Raw genomic sequence first — 13725 nt, forward strand, 5'->3', positions numbered from 1 at the left:
CATTATCCCCCCTATTTAATTCTCAATAAAAGAACTTCCATGTATGATTAGAGCAGGTGAATTATTTAGTATATCTGTTACATAATTATTGGTGGATTCATTGGTAAAATCAAAATCAGATTTAAGGATTAAATCTCCCCGCCCGTTTCTAGCATAAAGTCTAACGCGATATAATAACCCCTGCATAGTTGTCGTGTTATTTTTACTTGCGAATAAGTTAAAACGATCAGTAATTCCAGTCTCATTTACCCCTTCAATCCGAACGGTTACGAATTGTCCGGAAGGAATCACTGCATAACTTGTACTCGCTTCATACCTTCCATTTACATATAGTCCGCACCCGGAGCGGCGATAGCTGGCACCATTGTGCTGGGTATAAATTTGAACTCCTGATGTTGCTCCCTCTATTAAATAGTTACTCCAGGAATTGACTTTGGGATTGAGGGAACATTGTATTTCCATAGCGTCAAAGGTGATTTTAGGTGTTTCCACATAGTCGCTTCCTCCTCTTAAAGATAAAACTACATCACCTTGAGTCTTAGAAACGATCGTTCTTCCATTGGATTCCTGGCTATTTCCATTTCTCGTAACGACTCTGAATGAATATTCGGTGGAACTCGTTAGTTGGGTAATCTCGAATGATGTTTCTGTTGTAGTACCTACCAGAGTTTCTCCTACAAATACTAGATATTCTAAAGAATCTTTCGTCCTGAAGTTGGGTTTCCAAGTGAGTGTGATGGAATTTTTCGTACTATTAATCGCTTGAAGTTCAATGACGTCCAGTGGAATGACGTAACGAATAGGCTCGTCTATAGAATAGTCTTCTAATCTCAAAGAACCTCCACCAACATTTTGTTTACCGGTTGTCCACTTATCCTGGGAATAAACCAATATATCCCCATCCGTTAATTGATTAGGGGTCAGTTCAATATCCAAGAGATCAGACAGGCTATGACTATGATCCGCATCAGCTTTCGAATTCCAATAAACCTTTTCAACATCCGTCACAAATCGATGCCCTTCATCTTCAGTTATCATACTTGCCGGATGTGATTCAGGATGGGTGTATTCGGTATTCACTTGTTCTTCACCGTCAATGGTAAGTTTTTTTGATGAGGAGATCCCCAATCGATCGAGAGTGGGTTTATTAGAGTGGGAATGACGTAACGTGGTTAAATCATTAATTGCAGTTTCATGGGTTGAGAGTTTACTTAAATCTATGGAAGACTCAGAACCCGTTTGTTCAATTTTATCTAAAGTAGCTTTATTTGAATGAGTATGCTTCTTTTGATCAAGTTCATTCAATCTGGATTGATGTTGATCAATTTGCGTTTGAATTCCACTGTCATCATAAACAACAATATCCATGTCATTAATGACGATCTTTCCATTTTTACTTGATTCGTTGACTGCCATCTACACAGCCTCCTTAGTATATTTCATAAATTTACATTTGCTTATCAAGTATCCATTATTCATTTTCTCTGAAAATAGTAAAAAAGTAATAGTTGGACATGCTTTATTTTATGCACATTTAGTAAGGATGTGATTATATTGTGGAAATATACTCTTGGTCGATTCGGGAATGAAAAAAACCGCTATTAGACTATCCATAGCGGTAAGAAAAATTCTTTTTTTACATTTGGTTTAATCTAACGTTTGTTTTAGAATCATGAGACCTCATTCGAAAACATCCTTCATTCAGTCCTCACCAAGGTTTTTTGCATAATAACAAGGGAAATAACCTTTAAATCACAAAAGTTCAAATCATTTTCTTTCTAAATCCAAATCAATGTACCCCCATAATTTAAAAATCTCCGTAACATAAGACTTCTAAAGTTGTTTCACCAATGTTTCAAGAAGCTCTTCCCTACTCATAGCAGCTTCTCCCCCACCTTGAACGAACGACTCCTTCCCTCCACCTTTCCCGTTGATCAACGGGAAGACCTTTTGCGCGACCTCTCGTAGGTTGGCGCTCGGTGAGGAACCCTTCGCCGCTACGAGCTGAAGCTTTTGATCATTTTGTACAACCAATAACACAATCGTTTCTTCTCTCTTAGCGACGATATGCTGTGCGATTTTTTGAAGCTCTTGGATGGAGCGGTCCGAGTAAGCTTTTTTGATTAATGTATAGCCTTCTTGTGAAGTTCCCTCCCTAAGTAAGCCTTCTGCTTCATACGTTAAGAGAACCTCTTTCAACCCTTCTAATGCTTTTTCTTGTTCTTTTTGCTTGGTGAGCATTCTCTCGATGGTCGGTACCATATTTTCTTCCGGCGCCTGCAGCACACCTGTGAGCTCTTTCAGGAGTCCATGCTTACGGTGTAATTGATTCAGTACCCGGTCCCCGCATACAAACTGCAATCGAATATGGCCTTTATGCTTTTCCCAATCAAGGATCTTGATTGACCCTACTTCGCTCGTGGAACGTGGATGGGTCCCGCCGCATCCGTTGTAATCGAAGTCCGGGATGATGACGAGGCGAATCTCGTCTGTGACTGAAGGCTGCTTTCGAAGCGGATATTCGAATAGTTCCGCTTCCGCCACCCACTTCGTCTCAATCGGCTTCGCTTCCCTAATGATCCGGTTGGCCAGTTCCTCTGCTTTCAGAGCATCTGAGTTGCTAATGTCACTAACGTTTAAGTCGATGGTGAGGAACTCTTTCCCGAGGTGAAAGCTGATCGTCTCATATCCTAATGTTTCCGCAAATGCGGCAGACAGGATATGCTGACCGGCGTGCTGCTGCATATGGTCAAAGCGACGCTCCCAATCAATCCGTCCCTCAAAGATTCCTGAGATATCCCCGAAAGGCTCTTCTATGTAATGACGGATCTCTCCGTTCACTTCTTCAACATTGGTAATCCGCATGTCCTTTAATGTTCCCGTATCATGGGGCTGGCCACCGCCTGTTGGGTAGAAAGCCGTTTGCTCTAATACGACGTACCAGCCTGAATCATCCTGCCGTTGATCCTGAATGGATGTTTGAAAGGTTTTCATATAGGCGTCTTGATAGTATTGTTTGACTGTCATCAGTAACCCTCTTTCTGAACTGTTGTATCCATACTTTATCATAAGAGGGTTGGATAGAACCATTTCAGTCCCTTTGGTTCTTATCAATGGATATCGGTACTGTCCCTACTTGTTCCCAGGGGATTCCCCATCGCCTTTCGAATTCTTCCTTTGCGCGTTCGTCTCCTACAATGACCCGTTCTACCAGCATTCTTAATTTCATGGTTGAATAATTCAAGTTATCACCTGCTTTTGTTTAGTTAGAAAGTAGAAGTCACATGGAGTATACGTAAATAGTTATAGTATGGATGTCTTTTTATCATACTTTTTACCTATTTTTGCATTGTTAAACTCCTCAACTCTCTCTAAACGCAAAAAAGTGGTCACTCCATAAGGAATGACCACTTTTATCTGGATAGATCCAGGAATCGGGGATGATGATTACATCATGCCGCCCATTCCACCCATGCCGCCCATACCAGACATATCCGGCATGCCGCCGCCTTCTTCAGGAATGTCCGCTACTACTGCCTCAGTAGTCAGGAACATTGCCGCTACAGACGCTGCGTTTTGAAGTGCAGAACGAGTTACTTTGGTTGGATCTACGATACCTTTTTCGATCATGTTGACCCACTCACCAGTAGCTGCGTTGAATCCGACACCTACTTCTTCCTTCTTCAGACGTTCTACGATGATAGAACCTTCGAGTCCGGCGTTGTGAGCGATTTGACGGATCGGCTCTTCAAGAGCGCGTAGCACGATGTTGATACCAGTTGCTACATCTGCATCCGCTTCGATTGATGCTACTTTGTTGTATACGTTCACAAGTGCCGTACCACCACCGGAAACGATACCTTCTTCCACTGCTGCACGAGTAGAGTTCAATGCGTCTTCGATGCGTAGTTTACGCTCTTTAAGCTCAGTTTCAGTTGCAGCTCCGACTTTCACAACTGCTACTCCACCTGCAAGCTTAGCAAGGCGCTCTTGTAATTTTTCCTTGTCGAACTCAGAAGTAGATTCTTCTAATTGAGCACGGATTTGGTTTACGCGAGCTGCGATTTTTTCCGGATCTCCAGAACCTTCTACGACAGTCGTGTTTTCTTTCGTTACGACTACTTTCGCTGCGCGGCCAAGTTGAGTGATGTTCGCAGATTTAAGGTCCAGTCCTAGATCCTCTGTGATCACTTCTCCACCTGTAAGTACCGCTAAGTCTTCAAGCATTGCTTTACGACGGTCACCGAAGCCAGGAGCTTTAACAGCAACAGCGTTGAATGTTCCGCGAAGTTTGTTCACAACAAGCGTTGCAAGTGCTTCACCTTCAACATCTTCCGCTACCATTAATAGTGGCTTACCTTGTTGTACGACTTGCTCAAGAACAGGAAGTACTTCCTGGATGTTGCCGATTTTCTTGTCAGTGATTAAGATGTATGGATTTTCAAGAACGGCTTCCATCTTATCAGAATCAGTCACCATGTATGGAGATGCATATCCACGGTCAAATTGCATTCCTTCTACAACATCAAGTTCTGTTGTGAAACCTTTTGATTCTTCGATCGTGATAACACCGTCGTTTCCAACGCGCTCCATTGCTTCTGCGATCAGTTGACCCACTTCTTCGTCAGCAGCTGAGATTGCCGCAACCTGAGCGATGGAATCTTTGCCTTCGATTGGCTTAGAGATCACTTTTAATTCTTCGATAGCCGCTTGAACCGCTTTTTCGATCCCTTTACGGACACCGACAGGGTTAGCACCCGCCGTTACGTTTTTAAGACCTTCACGGATCATCGCTTGAGCAAGGACCGTTGCAGTCGTTGTACCGTCACCGGCGATTTCGTTTGTTTTGCTTGCTACTTCAGCAACCAGTTTTGCACCCATGTTTTCGAATGCATCTTCGAGTTCGATTTCTTTTGCAATGGTTACACCGTCATTTGTAATAAGTGGTGAACCGAATTTTTTCTCAAGTACCACGTTACGTCCTTTTGGTCCAAGAGTTACTTTTACTGCATTTGCTAATTGATCGACACCGCGAAGCATGGAACGGCGTGCTTCTTCGCTGAATTTAATATCTTTAGCCATTGATAAAGTCCTCCTCTTATTTAAATAAAGTATTGTTTTATATACGAAGTTTGATTATTCGCCAACTACAGCCAGAATATCGCTATCACGAAGGATCAGGTATTCTGTGCCTTGGTATTTCACTTCTGTACCAGCGTATTTAGAGAAAATGATTCGATCGCCGACAGCTACCTCAAGAGCAACGCGCTCACCGTTGTCAAGAATGCGACCAGTACCTACAGCCATCACTTTACCTTCTTGTGGCTTTTCCTTTGCGGAATCCGGTAGCACAATACCGCTTGCTGTTTTTTCTTCTGACTCAACTAGCTCGATAACGACGCGATCACCTAGTGGTTTTAACAAGTGAAACAACCTCCTTGAAATTATGTAAATGATATTTATTAGCACTCGCTCACCGTGAGTGCTAACACAACTATTATATTAATTAATTCGTTTTCATTTTGCAAGAGTCCTGCTTAAAATTTTTTCGTCATATTTCTCTTTTTTTCACACCCTCCTATCCTATGCCTTTCTTTCCCCATATATTCCAGGGTAACTGAAGCCCTTAGATTTGAACAGTTCCGCTTTTCTTAGTAGAATTGTACAGGAGTAACTTGACCGTTATCTTACAGGTGCTAAAGGAGATCAAACGTTGAAAAAACATTTCGGATTTATTTTAATTGCCTATATCGTCATGCAGCTTTCAAGCATTGTCGGGGTACCCCTTTTATATAAGATCGGTGTCGACGTCATCGGGTTACCCGATGAGACGTTACAGAGCCTTGTCCCCGGATACTGGCTCGTCATCAGCTTCTCGCTGACCCTTCTCATTGTGGGAGGCATCCTCAGAAAAAGCGAAACCAGCACCCGGCTTGAACGAAGTGCTCCCATGGATACCGGCCGTTCGATTGTTTGGGCGGTTCTCGGGATTTTCATGGCGTTCATCGCTCAATCGGTGGCGATACAAGTCGAATATGCATTAGGAATTCAAATGGGTTCTGAAAATACCCAGATGATTATCGGCATCATTAAAAAGGTTCCCTTATCCATACTGGTCGTTGCCATCATCGGACCCATTCTGGAAGAGATCGTATTCAGGAAGATCATTTTCGGCGTGCTTTACGAGAAGATGCACTTCTTCTTTGCCTCTCTCATCAGTTCGGTCATCTTCGCTCTTGCGCATTTCGAGCCGGAACATGTGATCCTGTATTCAGCAATGGGATTCACCTTCGCCTTTCTTTATGTAAAAACAAAGCGGATCCTTGTGCCAATATTTGCTCACGTGGCCATGAATACAACGGTCGTTCTAATGCAATCTATTTATAAGGATGAAATTGAAAAAATGATCAACGAAGCTGAACAAATACAAGGATTTATTGGAGGATTATTTCTATGAGGAGATCACCATTATTCTCAGGCGTGATCTATCTCCTTCTCGGTGTGCTCTTCACATACTTTGCTGTGCAAAATGTACAGGATGATGGTTGGGGATTTTTCGCTTATATGCTTGTCTTTCTGGCAACCCTTGATTTTGGTTCCGGGTTGCGGATGGTATTGCTGCATTTCAAAATCAAAAAGAAAATAGAGAATAAAAAATAAGGATTGATCAAATGATCAATCCTTATTTATATCCTCGAACTGTTCCATTTCAAGCTTTTGTTCTGCTTCTAAAACCTTTTTATACCCGATTTTAGAAATCCAAATACTGATTTCATAAAGAAGAAGCAAAGGAACGGTCACCATTAAATGCGAGACGATGTCCGGTGGTGTAATGAAGGCTGCAATGACCAACAGTATGAAATACGCCACTTTTCTCATTTGCGCCAGCAGCATCGGGGTGATAATCCCAAGGCGTGTCAGAAACAGCATAATAACCGGCAGTTGAAAGAGAAATCCAAATGGAATGGTTATTTGAAACAGGAAATGAAAGTATTCATTAATTCCAATCACTTGCTGGATATTCAGATTGGTTGATAAGCCCATCATGAATTTCACAACATATGGAAACAAAATAAAATATGAAAATGACAATCCACCTAAGAAAAGAATGACAGAAATCGGTATGTAACTAAGCGTTACCTTCCTCTCTCTCTCATATAAGCCTGGACTTATGAATGACCACACTTGAAATAGGATAAGAGGTGATGTCATGATGATCGCAATAAACATGATCATTTCCATATAGATTTTGAGAGGGTCTGTAATCCGAAAGGCGTTCATCGTCAATTCTTTCGCTTCATCCGCGTGCTGCAAATATCGAATCAACGGCTCCGCAAGAAAAAAGCTCACGATTACCGCTAACAAGAAGAAAACGACTACAAACATGAGTCGTTTTTGCAATTCTCCTATATGTTCATAGACTGTCATGTCTCTTTGACTTTGACTCATGGCGTTCATCCTACCCTACTTAGCTTTTTTACTATTATCGTCCTCATCATCTGCTAAGCCCTTTGTTGCATTTTTAAATTCGCGTAATGTATTACCGGCTGCTTTCCCTAACTCAGGCAATTTCTTTGGTCCAAAGATCAGTAAAGCAACAACCGTTATAAGTACGATACTACCTGCACCTAACATAATGAGACACCTCCTCTTTTACCATTCTATCATAACGTAAATACGAATCATTTTCTATTCGGATATGATTCCATCTTGTGACATTTCCGTGTCATCCTCTGAATAATGCTTTAAGAAGTATACCAGTGATTGAAGCTCAACTGCCAAATCAATATGATGGACTCGAATATGGTCCGGCACCGTCAATCTCGCAGGAGTGAAATTCAGGATTCCCTTAATATTAGAAGAAACCAATCGGTCTGTGATATTCTGAGCAGAAGATGCCGGAACGGTCAGAATGGCCACTTCAATATCATGCCCCAGAAGACCCTCTTCTAAATCATCTAAATGATAAACGGGTACATCGCTGATTTGTGTCCCAACCTTCTTTTCATCCACTTCAAAAGCCATTTCAATCTTAGTATTATTATTTTTTATGAAATTATAATGAAGAAACGCTGTACCGAGATTCCCTACTCCTATCAGCACAACCTTCGTAATGGCATCTTGATCCAATGTCTTACGAAAAAAGGATAGAAGGTAATTGACATTATATCCATAACCCTTTTTACCCAACGCGCCAAAATAAGAAAAATCTCTGCGTATCGTGGCAGAATCAACCTTCACCGCTTCACTCAATTCTTTCGATGAAACCCTCTGCTTTCCCGACGAGTACAGATTCTTGATAAAGCGATAATATAGCGGAAGGCGCTTAGCCGTTGCCTGTGGAATTTTCGTTGTATCCTGGTTCATATTGTATTCCCCCACATCTATTCAAAACCTCTGATACCGCTTCCAAAATAGAAAGCATACAGAATTTAAAACTCTACTACCCATCATACACTATATTTTATCCTAAGTGCACGAAGATTAATAGTCGATTTATTGCCGTTCCCCTCCTAAATACGGTACACTAGCACTATGAAATAGAGGTGAAACGTCATGATTCTACTACAAGTGAATCAACTAACGAAAAACTTTGGTGCCGATAATATCCTATCAAATATTAAGCTTGAAATACAGACAAGAGATCGGGTGGCCCTCGTTGGACGCAACGGAGCAGGAAAGTCGACTCTTTTAAAAATAATTGCAGGACATCTCTCCTATGATTCCGGAGACATCACGAAACCAAAAGGGGTTACCATTGGATACCTGGCTCAGAATACCGGCTTGGAGTCTGACCTTTCCATTTGGTCGGAAATGCTGACCGTCTTCGAGGAATTGCAGAGGCAGGAAAAGCAATTAAGAATATTGGAGCAACAGATGGCCGATCCTTCGGTGTATGATCAAGAAGAGCTTTATCAGCGCGTATTAAAAGAATACGATGGGCTTCAGGTCAGATTCAAGGATTCCGGAGGTTACCAATATGAAGCCGATATCCGCTCTGTCCTTCACGGCTTGAATTTCGCAGATTTCAATTACGATACAAAGATATCCACTTTGAGCGGTGGCCAGAAAACCCGTCTCGCTCTTGGTAAACTTCTCTTAACCAGACCTGACATTCTCATTCTCGATGAGCCGACCAACCATCTTGATATTGAGACTTTATCGTGGCTTGAGACATACCTTCAAAGCTATGAAGGAGCCGTCCTGATTGTTTCCCATGACCGATACTTCCTGGATAGCGTCGTCAATCAAGTGTATGAGATTTCCCGTAATCGAAGCAAAAAATACTTGGGTAACTACAGTAAATACCTTGAACAGAAAGCAGAAGACTACGAAAAGGATCTCAAGATGTTCGAACGCCAGCAACAGGAGGTCGCTAAACTCGAAGACTTCATTCAACGGAATATCGCCCGTGCTTCAACAACTAAGATGGCCCAAAGCCGACGGAAAAAGCTGGAACGAATGGACAAGATGGATAGACCCCTGGGAGATGAGAAATCTGCCAACTTTGCTTTTCAAATTGATCGTCCAAGTGGGAATGATGTTCTTCACGTCCAAGACCTTACCATCGGATATGGAATAGACGAACAGGTTTCCTCTCATATCGACTTCTCTGTTAAAAAGGGAGACAGTATCGCCCTTGTAGGTCCAAACGGAATCGGGAAATCGACTCTGTTGAAAACATTGGTCAATAAACTGCTCCCTCTAGAAGGAGCATTTAAATTCGGATCAAATGTTTCGATTAGTTATTATGATCAAGAACAAGCCGAACTATCTTCCAATAAGACCGTCTTAAATGAACTGTGGGACGAATACCCAATGAAAATGGAAAAAGAAATCCGCACTGTACTTGGAAACTTCTTATTCTCAGGGGAAGATGTCTTAAAGCCTGTTTCCACACTGAGTGGTGGAGAAAAGGCACGTTTGGCACTTTCCAAGCTCATGATGGAAAAAGGGAATGTCTTGATCCTGGATGAGCCGACGAACCATCTGGATTTAGACAGCAAAGAAGTGCTGGAGAATGCCTTGATTGACTACCCTGGGACGATTCTCTTTGTATCACACGACCGTTATTTCATCAATCGAATTGCCACAAAGGTTGTAGAACTGTCCAAAAAGGGATCGACCGAATACCTTGGCGATTACGATTATTATGTAGAGAAATTACAACAGCAGGAAGAACTGGCTGCCCTCGAGCGGATGGAACAAGGAGAACCAGTGTCTTCACAGGTGACAACTCAAAAACAGTCCCATAAGATCGATAAAGAGTCGAAGAAGCTTGAGCGTCAACGAAAACGCAGAGTAGAAGAAATCGAAGGACTTATGGAAGCTCTTGAAGAAGACATCCAGGAAAAAGAGGATCTTCTCTGTGACCCTGATGTCTTTCAAGATCATGAAAAGGTACAGGACATCAATGACTCCCTCACAAAAGCAAAAGAAGAGCTTGATTCTCTATTGGAAGAATGGACAGAACTTGAGGAGATTCTTCAAGAAGAACAGTAATCCACAGGATTGGGGATAACTCTAGGACCCCAATCCTTTTTTATTCCACATCATTATCCACAATCCAAATCCCGTTCACCCGTTATTAACAGAGGTTTTCCACATAATCCACAATTATAACTTAAGTTATCCACATAAACTTCCAAAAAATAGGTCATTAACACTAGATCTTTTTCACAAAGTGTACACATCATTTATATAGTTACTAACATTTTATCCACAGTCTGTTGATAAAACGTATGTTCGTTCCTTTTCACTCTCATTCACTCACAAGATATCAACAATCACTGGATATAATAAAAAAAGCTTAAACGAAGTTTCGTTTAAGCTTTCCCTTTTAGAAGTTCTCGATATCAAGTCCAGGATGAGCATTCATATCCATGCTCCCTCTTTTTCCTTGTTGGAATAAGACCGTTCCAGCAGCTGATATCATAGCAGCATTGTCCGTACAAAGAGATAACGGAGGGATGACCAACTCCGCTTCCACCCCTTCGAATGCTTCTTGAAGGGCAGCACGCAAGCCTTTATTGGCGGCAACTCCACCAGCAAGCAGTACTTGTTCCACTCCATATTCCTTTACCGCTTTAACGGTTTTGGTCACTAACACATCAATCACACTGGCTTGAAAGCTCGCTGCCAAGTCCTGTGGATGAATGGTTACTCCTTTTTGCTTCGCATTGTGTAGCGTGTTAATAACCGCCGACTTCAATCCACTGAAGCTAAAATCATAAGAACCCTCTTCCAGCCAGGCACGGGGCAAATCAAGATTAGGTTCCCCTTCATGAGCCAACCGATCGATATGGGGTCCCCCAGGATACGGAAGACTCAAGGTCCGGGCCACTTTATCATAGGCTTCACCGGCTGCATCATCCCGGGTCTCGCCGATCACTTGAAACGAACCGTGCTCTTTCATGAACACTATCTCTGTATGGCCACCGGAAACAACTAATGAAAGCAGGGGAAACCTCATCTCTTTCACCAATCGATTTGCATAAATATGTCCTGCAATGTGATGGACACCTACCAAAGGTTTGTTATGAGCAAACGCGAGTGCCTTGGCAGCATTGACACCAATCAGAAGGGCTCCCACCAAACCGGGTCCTTCCGTCACGGCTACACAATCAATTTCGTCCATTGTCATACCAGCTTGTTCCAGAGCTTCCTCCAGCACAAACGTAACCTGCTCCACATGATGACGTGAAGCAATTTCAGGGACGACTCCACCGAACCGCTTATGACTTTCAATCTGAGACGAAACAATGTTCGCCACAATCTCTGTTCCATTTTTCACAATTGCAACAGCTGTTTCATCACAGCTTGTCTCAATTCCCAATACAAACATATCGTTTTTCATAAATTCACCCACATTACTAAAGCATCCTCTTGATTATCGGAATAATACCGCTTACGGATTCCTCCATCTTGAAACCCGAGCTTTCGATATAAATGTTGTGCAGCTGTATTGGATACCCTGACTTCGAGGGTCATCACACGAGCTCCAAATTCAATCGCAATACCCATGATCTTGCGCATGAGGCCTTCTCCCAAGCCCCGCCCCCGATAATCCGGGAGCACAGCCACATTGGTGATATGAGCCTCATCCACTACAAGCCACACCCCACAGTATCCTGCAAGCTTGTCTTCATCCTCGGCAACGAGATACGTAGACAGGTGGTTATGTTCGATCTCATTCAAGAAAGCGTCCCGGCTCCAAGGAATGCTAAAAGATTGATCTTCAATTTCCATTACAGCATCTAAATCATCAACCGTCATAAATCGTATATCCATATTCTAACGATCCCTTATCTTCTATTCAGATTTTTTTTGAGATTCCAACCATTTCACTTCTGCTTCAGCCATCCGTATATAATTAGGGAGCACTTCATGCGCCGAAGTCTCTTTCAGTCCACTACCAATAAAAGCAAGCTCAGAGGGACGCGGATTATGACTGACAAAAGGAGCGATTTTTGCCTGATCTCCCAGGACTTCCTTAATCATGCTCTCGTGAAGAACAACATCATTACCGACAAAGAGTATATCTTTATTAATATCTTTTAACTTCGTCACCCATTCTTCCAGCAGAATATTGCAATCATCTTCTACACATATTAATTGATCTCCCTGAAACTCATAAAGTCCCGTGTATACCTGTCCCCTTCTTGCATCGAACAAGGGAACAATATATCCTGTAAAATATCGTCCAGAGGAAGCCAGTGTCGCAAGACTTGATACTGGGATAAGGGGGATGCCGAGAGACCATGCAAGGGTCTTCGCCAAGGTCACCCCTATCCGGACACCTGTGTAGGAACCCGGACCATTTGCAACGACAACCTTCGTTAAGTCTTTCGCCTCAATCCCGCAATCCTTTAACAATTGTTCGATAGCCGGCATGGCTCTAACTGAATGATTCTTCTTAATATACGTAATGTACTCCCCAATTACTTTGTCTTCCTCGATAAGCGAGACGCCTAACGGATAATTGGAGGTATCAATCGATAATATCGTCATGACACAATCTCCTTACACAATTCACTATATCGATTACCATAGGGCTTCAACACGATTCTTCTCGTGGAATCGCCCTCCCGGTAAATCGATAGACTTAATAATTCTTCCGGAAGTTGATCTTGAATTAAGTGAGCCCACTCAACGACGGTCACACCTTCCCCTTCAAAGTATTCGTCGAATCCCAGATCTTCAAAGGAATCATCCAACCTGTATACATCCATATGATAAAGAGGCAAACGACCCCTATATTCTTTAATGATGGTAAAGGTGGGACTGTTAACCGTCTTCGTGACACCAAGGCCTTTGGCAAGACCTTTGGTAAAAGTCGTTTTTCCCGCCCCAAGATCACCTTCTAATGTTAACACAGCTCCAGGCTTCAAGTGAGCTGCCAATTTCTCTGCAAACTGGCCAGTTTCCTCCGGACTGGTCGTTATGATCTCAAACTGATTCATGTTAATCTCCTCAATCGTCATTTAGAGTATAAAAATCCCTTAGGATCGTTTGTTACCCTAAGGGAGAATGTATATATGTAGTTTACCCTTTTTCGGGTATGAGAGTAAAGGTTGTGGTCACAGACAATAAAAAAAACGAAACAAAGTTTCGTTTGAATAAACAATAATGGCGGTCCGGACGGGACTCGAACCCGCGACCTCCTGCGTGACAGGCAGGCATTCTAACCAACTGAACTACCGGACCAAAGTTTTTTCGCGTTAG

General features: G+C 42.4%; 15 protein-coding genes and 1 tRNA gene. 3 read left to right on the forward strand and 13 right to left on the reverse strand.

Going from position 1 to position 13725, the window contains the following annotated elements; genetic code table 11:
- Positions 1 to 15 precede the first annotated feature (15 nt).
- The 5 genes from DET59_RS20350 to groES form a co-directional block, all read right to left on the reverse strand.
- A complete protein-coding gene (locus DET59_RS20350) occupies positions 16 to 1416 on the reverse strand; it encodes a fibronectin type III domain-containing protein (RefSeq protein ID WP_113971432.1) in 1401 nt (466 codons plus the stop codon).
- 417 nt (positions 1417 to 1833) lie between these two features.
- Positions 1834 to 3027, reverse strand: a complete 1194-nt coding sequence (locus DET59_RS20355) for an alanyl-tRNA editing protein (protein WP_113971433.1) — start codon at positions 3025 to 3027, stop codon at positions 1834 to 1836.
- Between the two features lie 64 nt (positions 3028 to 3091).
- Complete coding sequence (locus tag DET59_RS21810; RefSeq protein WP_181778261.1) at positions 3092 to 3244, reverse strand: hypothetical protein; 153 nt, start codon at positions 3242 to 3244, stop codon at positions 3092 to 3094.
- A 203-nt stretch (positions 3245 to 3447) separates the two neighbouring features.
- The gene (groL, locus tag DET59_RS20360; protein ID WP_034766062.1) at positions 3448 to 5082 is read right to left on the reverse strand and encodes a chaperonin GroEL; all 1635 of its coding nucleotides are present in this window, start codon (positions 5080 to 5082) and stop codon (positions 3448 to 3450) included.
- A 54-nt stretch (positions 5083 to 5136) separates the two neighbouring features.
- The gene (groES, locus tag DET59_RS20365; RefSeq protein ID WP_034766060.1) at positions 5137 to 5424 is read right to left on the reverse strand and encodes a co-chaperone GroES; all 288 of its coding nucleotides are present in this window, start codon (positions 5422 to 5424) and stop codon (positions 5137 to 5139) included.
- 289 nt (positions 5425 to 5713) lie between these two features.
- On the opposite strand from groES, the gene DET59_RS20370 reads away from it, so the two are divergent.
- Positions 5714 to 6457 (forward strand): CPBP family intramembrane glutamic endopeptidase, encoded by a 744-nt coding sequence (locus DET59_RS20370; protein ID WP_113971434.1) that lies wholly within the window; start codon positions 5714 to 5716, stop codon positions 6455 to 6457.
- On the forward strand, positions 6454 to 6660 hold the full coding sequence (locus tag DET59_RS20375) for a YdiK family protein (protein WP_113971435.1): 207 nt from the start codon (positions 6454 to 6456) through the stop codon (positions 6658 to 6660). The genes DET59_RS20370 and DET59_RS20375 overlap by 4 nt, the downstream gene beginning before the upstream one ends.
- A gap of 15 nt (positions 6661 to 6675) precedes the next feature.
- Here DET59_RS20375 and tatC read toward each other — a convergent pair whose 3' ends face one another.
- Genes tatC through DET59_RS20390 form a run of 3 tightly spaced genes read right to left on the reverse strand, consistent with a single transcriptional unit; the run spans position 6676 to position 8367 of the window.
- Positions 6676 to 7449 (reverse strand): twin-arginine translocase subunit TatC, encoded by a 774-nt coding sequence (gene tatC, locus DET59_RS20380; RefSeq protein ID WP_113971436.1) that lies wholly within the window; start codon positions 7447 to 7449, stop codon positions 6676 to 6678.
- Between the two features lie 15 nt (positions 7450 to 7464).
- Complete coding sequence (locus tag DET59_RS20385) at positions 7465 to 7635, reverse strand: twin-arginine translocase TatA/TatE family subunit (RefSeq protein ID WP_044340658.1); 171 nt, start codon at positions 7633 to 7635, stop codon at positions 7465 to 7467.
- Positions 7636 to 7689: 54 nt separating this feature from the next.
- Positions 7690 to 8367 (reverse strand): redox-sensing transcriptional repressor Rex, encoded by a 678-nt coding sequence (locus tag DET59_RS20390; RefSeq protein ID WP_113971437.1) that lies wholly within the window; start codon positions 8365 to 8367, stop codon positions 7690 to 7692.
- Positions 8368 to 8556: 189 nt separating this feature from the next.
- Between DET59_RS20390 and DET59_RS20395 the strand changes: the two genes are divergently transcribed.
- Positions 8557 to 10503 (forward strand): ABC-F family ATP-binding cassette domain-containing protein, encoded by a 1947-nt coding sequence (locus DET59_RS20395; RefSeq protein WP_113971438.1) that lies wholly within the window; start codon positions 8557 to 8559, stop codon positions 10501 to 10503.
- Between the two features lie 337 nt (positions 10504 to 10840).
- On the opposite strand, the gene tsaD is transcribed toward DET59_RS20395, so the two are convergent.
- The 5 genes from tsaD to DET59_RS20420 form a co-directional block, all read right to left on the reverse strand.
- On the reverse strand, positions 10841 to 11857 hold the full coding sequence (tsaD, locus tag DET59_RS20400; RefSeq protein ID WP_113971442.1) for a tRNA (adenosine(37)-N6)-threonylcarbamoyltransferase complex transferase subunit TsaD: 1017 nt from the start codon (positions 11855 to 11857) through the stop codon (positions 10841 to 10843).
- Complete coding sequence (gene rimI, locus DET59_RS20405) at positions 11854 to 12291, reverse strand: ribosomal protein S18-alanine N-acetyltransferase (RefSeq protein ID WP_113971439.1); 438 nt, start codon at positions 12289 to 12291, stop codon at positions 11854 to 11856. The genes tsaD and rimI overlap by 4 nt, the downstream gene beginning before the upstream one ends.
- A 21-nt stretch (positions 12292 to 12312) precedes the next feature.
- On the reverse strand, positions 12313 to 13011 hold the full coding sequence (gene tsaB / locus DET59_RS20410) for a tRNA (adenosine(37)-N6)-threonylcarbamoyltransferase complex dimerization subunit type 1 TsaB (protein ID WP_113971440.1): 699 nt from the start codon (positions 13009 to 13011) through the stop codon (positions 12313 to 12315).
- Positions 13008 to 13463, reverse strand: coding sequence for a tRNA (adenosine(37)-N6)-threonylcarbamoyltransferase complex ATPase subunit type 1 TsaE (tsaE, locus tag DET59_RS20415; protein ID WP_113971441.1), 456 nt, complete (start codon positions 13461 to 13463; stop codon positions 13008 to 13010). The genes tsaB and tsaE overlap by 4 nt, the downstream gene beginning before the upstream one ends.
- A gap of 167 nt (positions 13464 to 13630) precedes the next feature.
- A tRNA-Asp gene (locus tag DET59_RS20420) sits at positions 13631 to 13707 on the reverse strand.
- Between the last annotated feature and the right edge of the window lie 18 nt (positions 13708 to 13725).

The organism is Rossellomorea aquimaris (genome assembly GCF_003315075.1).
Taxonomy (GTDB): Bacteria; Bacillota; Bacilli; order Bacillales; family Bacillaceae_B; genus Rossellomorea; species Rossellomorea aquimaris_C.

What these genes read in the sequence shown, in the direction of transcription:
- DET59_RS20375 (WP_113971435.1), top strand. Translation starts at nt 6,454, where the DNA reads ATGAGGAGATCACCATTATTCTCAGGCGTGATCTATCTCCTTCTCGGT.
- DET59_RS20390 (WP_113971437.1), bottom strand. Translation starts at nt 8,367, where the DNA reads ATGAACCAGGATACAACGAAAATTCCACAGGCAACGGCTAAGCGCCTT.
- DET59_RS20385 (WP_044340658.1), bottom strand. Translation starts at nt 7,635, where the DNA reads ATGTTAGGTGCAGGTAGTATCGTACTTATAACGGTTGTTGCTTTACTG.
- DET59_RS20350 (WP_113971432.1), bottom strand. Translation starts at nt 1,416, where the DNA reads ATGGCAGTCAACGAATCAAGTAAAAATGGAAAGATCGTCATTAATGAC.
- DET59_RS20355 (WP_113971433.1), bottom strand. Translation starts at nt 3,027, where the DNA reads ATGACAGTCAAACAATACTATCAAGACGCCTATATGAAAACCTTTCAA.
- tatC (WP_113971436.1), bottom strand. Translation starts at nt 7,449, where the DNA reads ATGAGTCAAAGTCAAAGAGACATGACAGTCTATGAACATATAGGAGAA.
- tsaD (WP_113971442.1), bottom strand. Translation starts at nt 11,857, where the DNA reads ATGAAAAACGATATGTTTGTATTGGGAATTGAGACAAGCTGTGATGAA.
- tsaE (WP_113971441.1), bottom strand. Translation starts at nt 13,463, where the DNA reads ATGAATCAGTTTGAGATCATAACGACCAGTCCGGAGGAAACTGGCCAG.
- tsaB (WP_113971440.1), bottom strand. Translation starts at nt 13,011, where the DNA reads ATGACGATATTATCGATTGATACCTCCAATTATCCGTTAGGCGTCTCG.
- rimI (WP_113971439.1), bottom strand. Translation starts at nt 12,291, where the DNA reads ATGGATATACGATTTATGACGGTTGATGATTTAGATGCTGTAATGGAA.
- groL (WP_034766062.1), bottom strand. Translation starts at nt 5,082, where the DNA reads ATGGCTAAAGATATTAAATTCAGCGAAGAAGCACGCCGTTCCATGCTT.
- DET59_RS20395 (WP_113971438.1), top strand. Translation starts at nt 8,557, where the DNA reads ATGATTCTACTACAAGTGAATCAACTAACGAAAAACTTTGGTGCCGAT.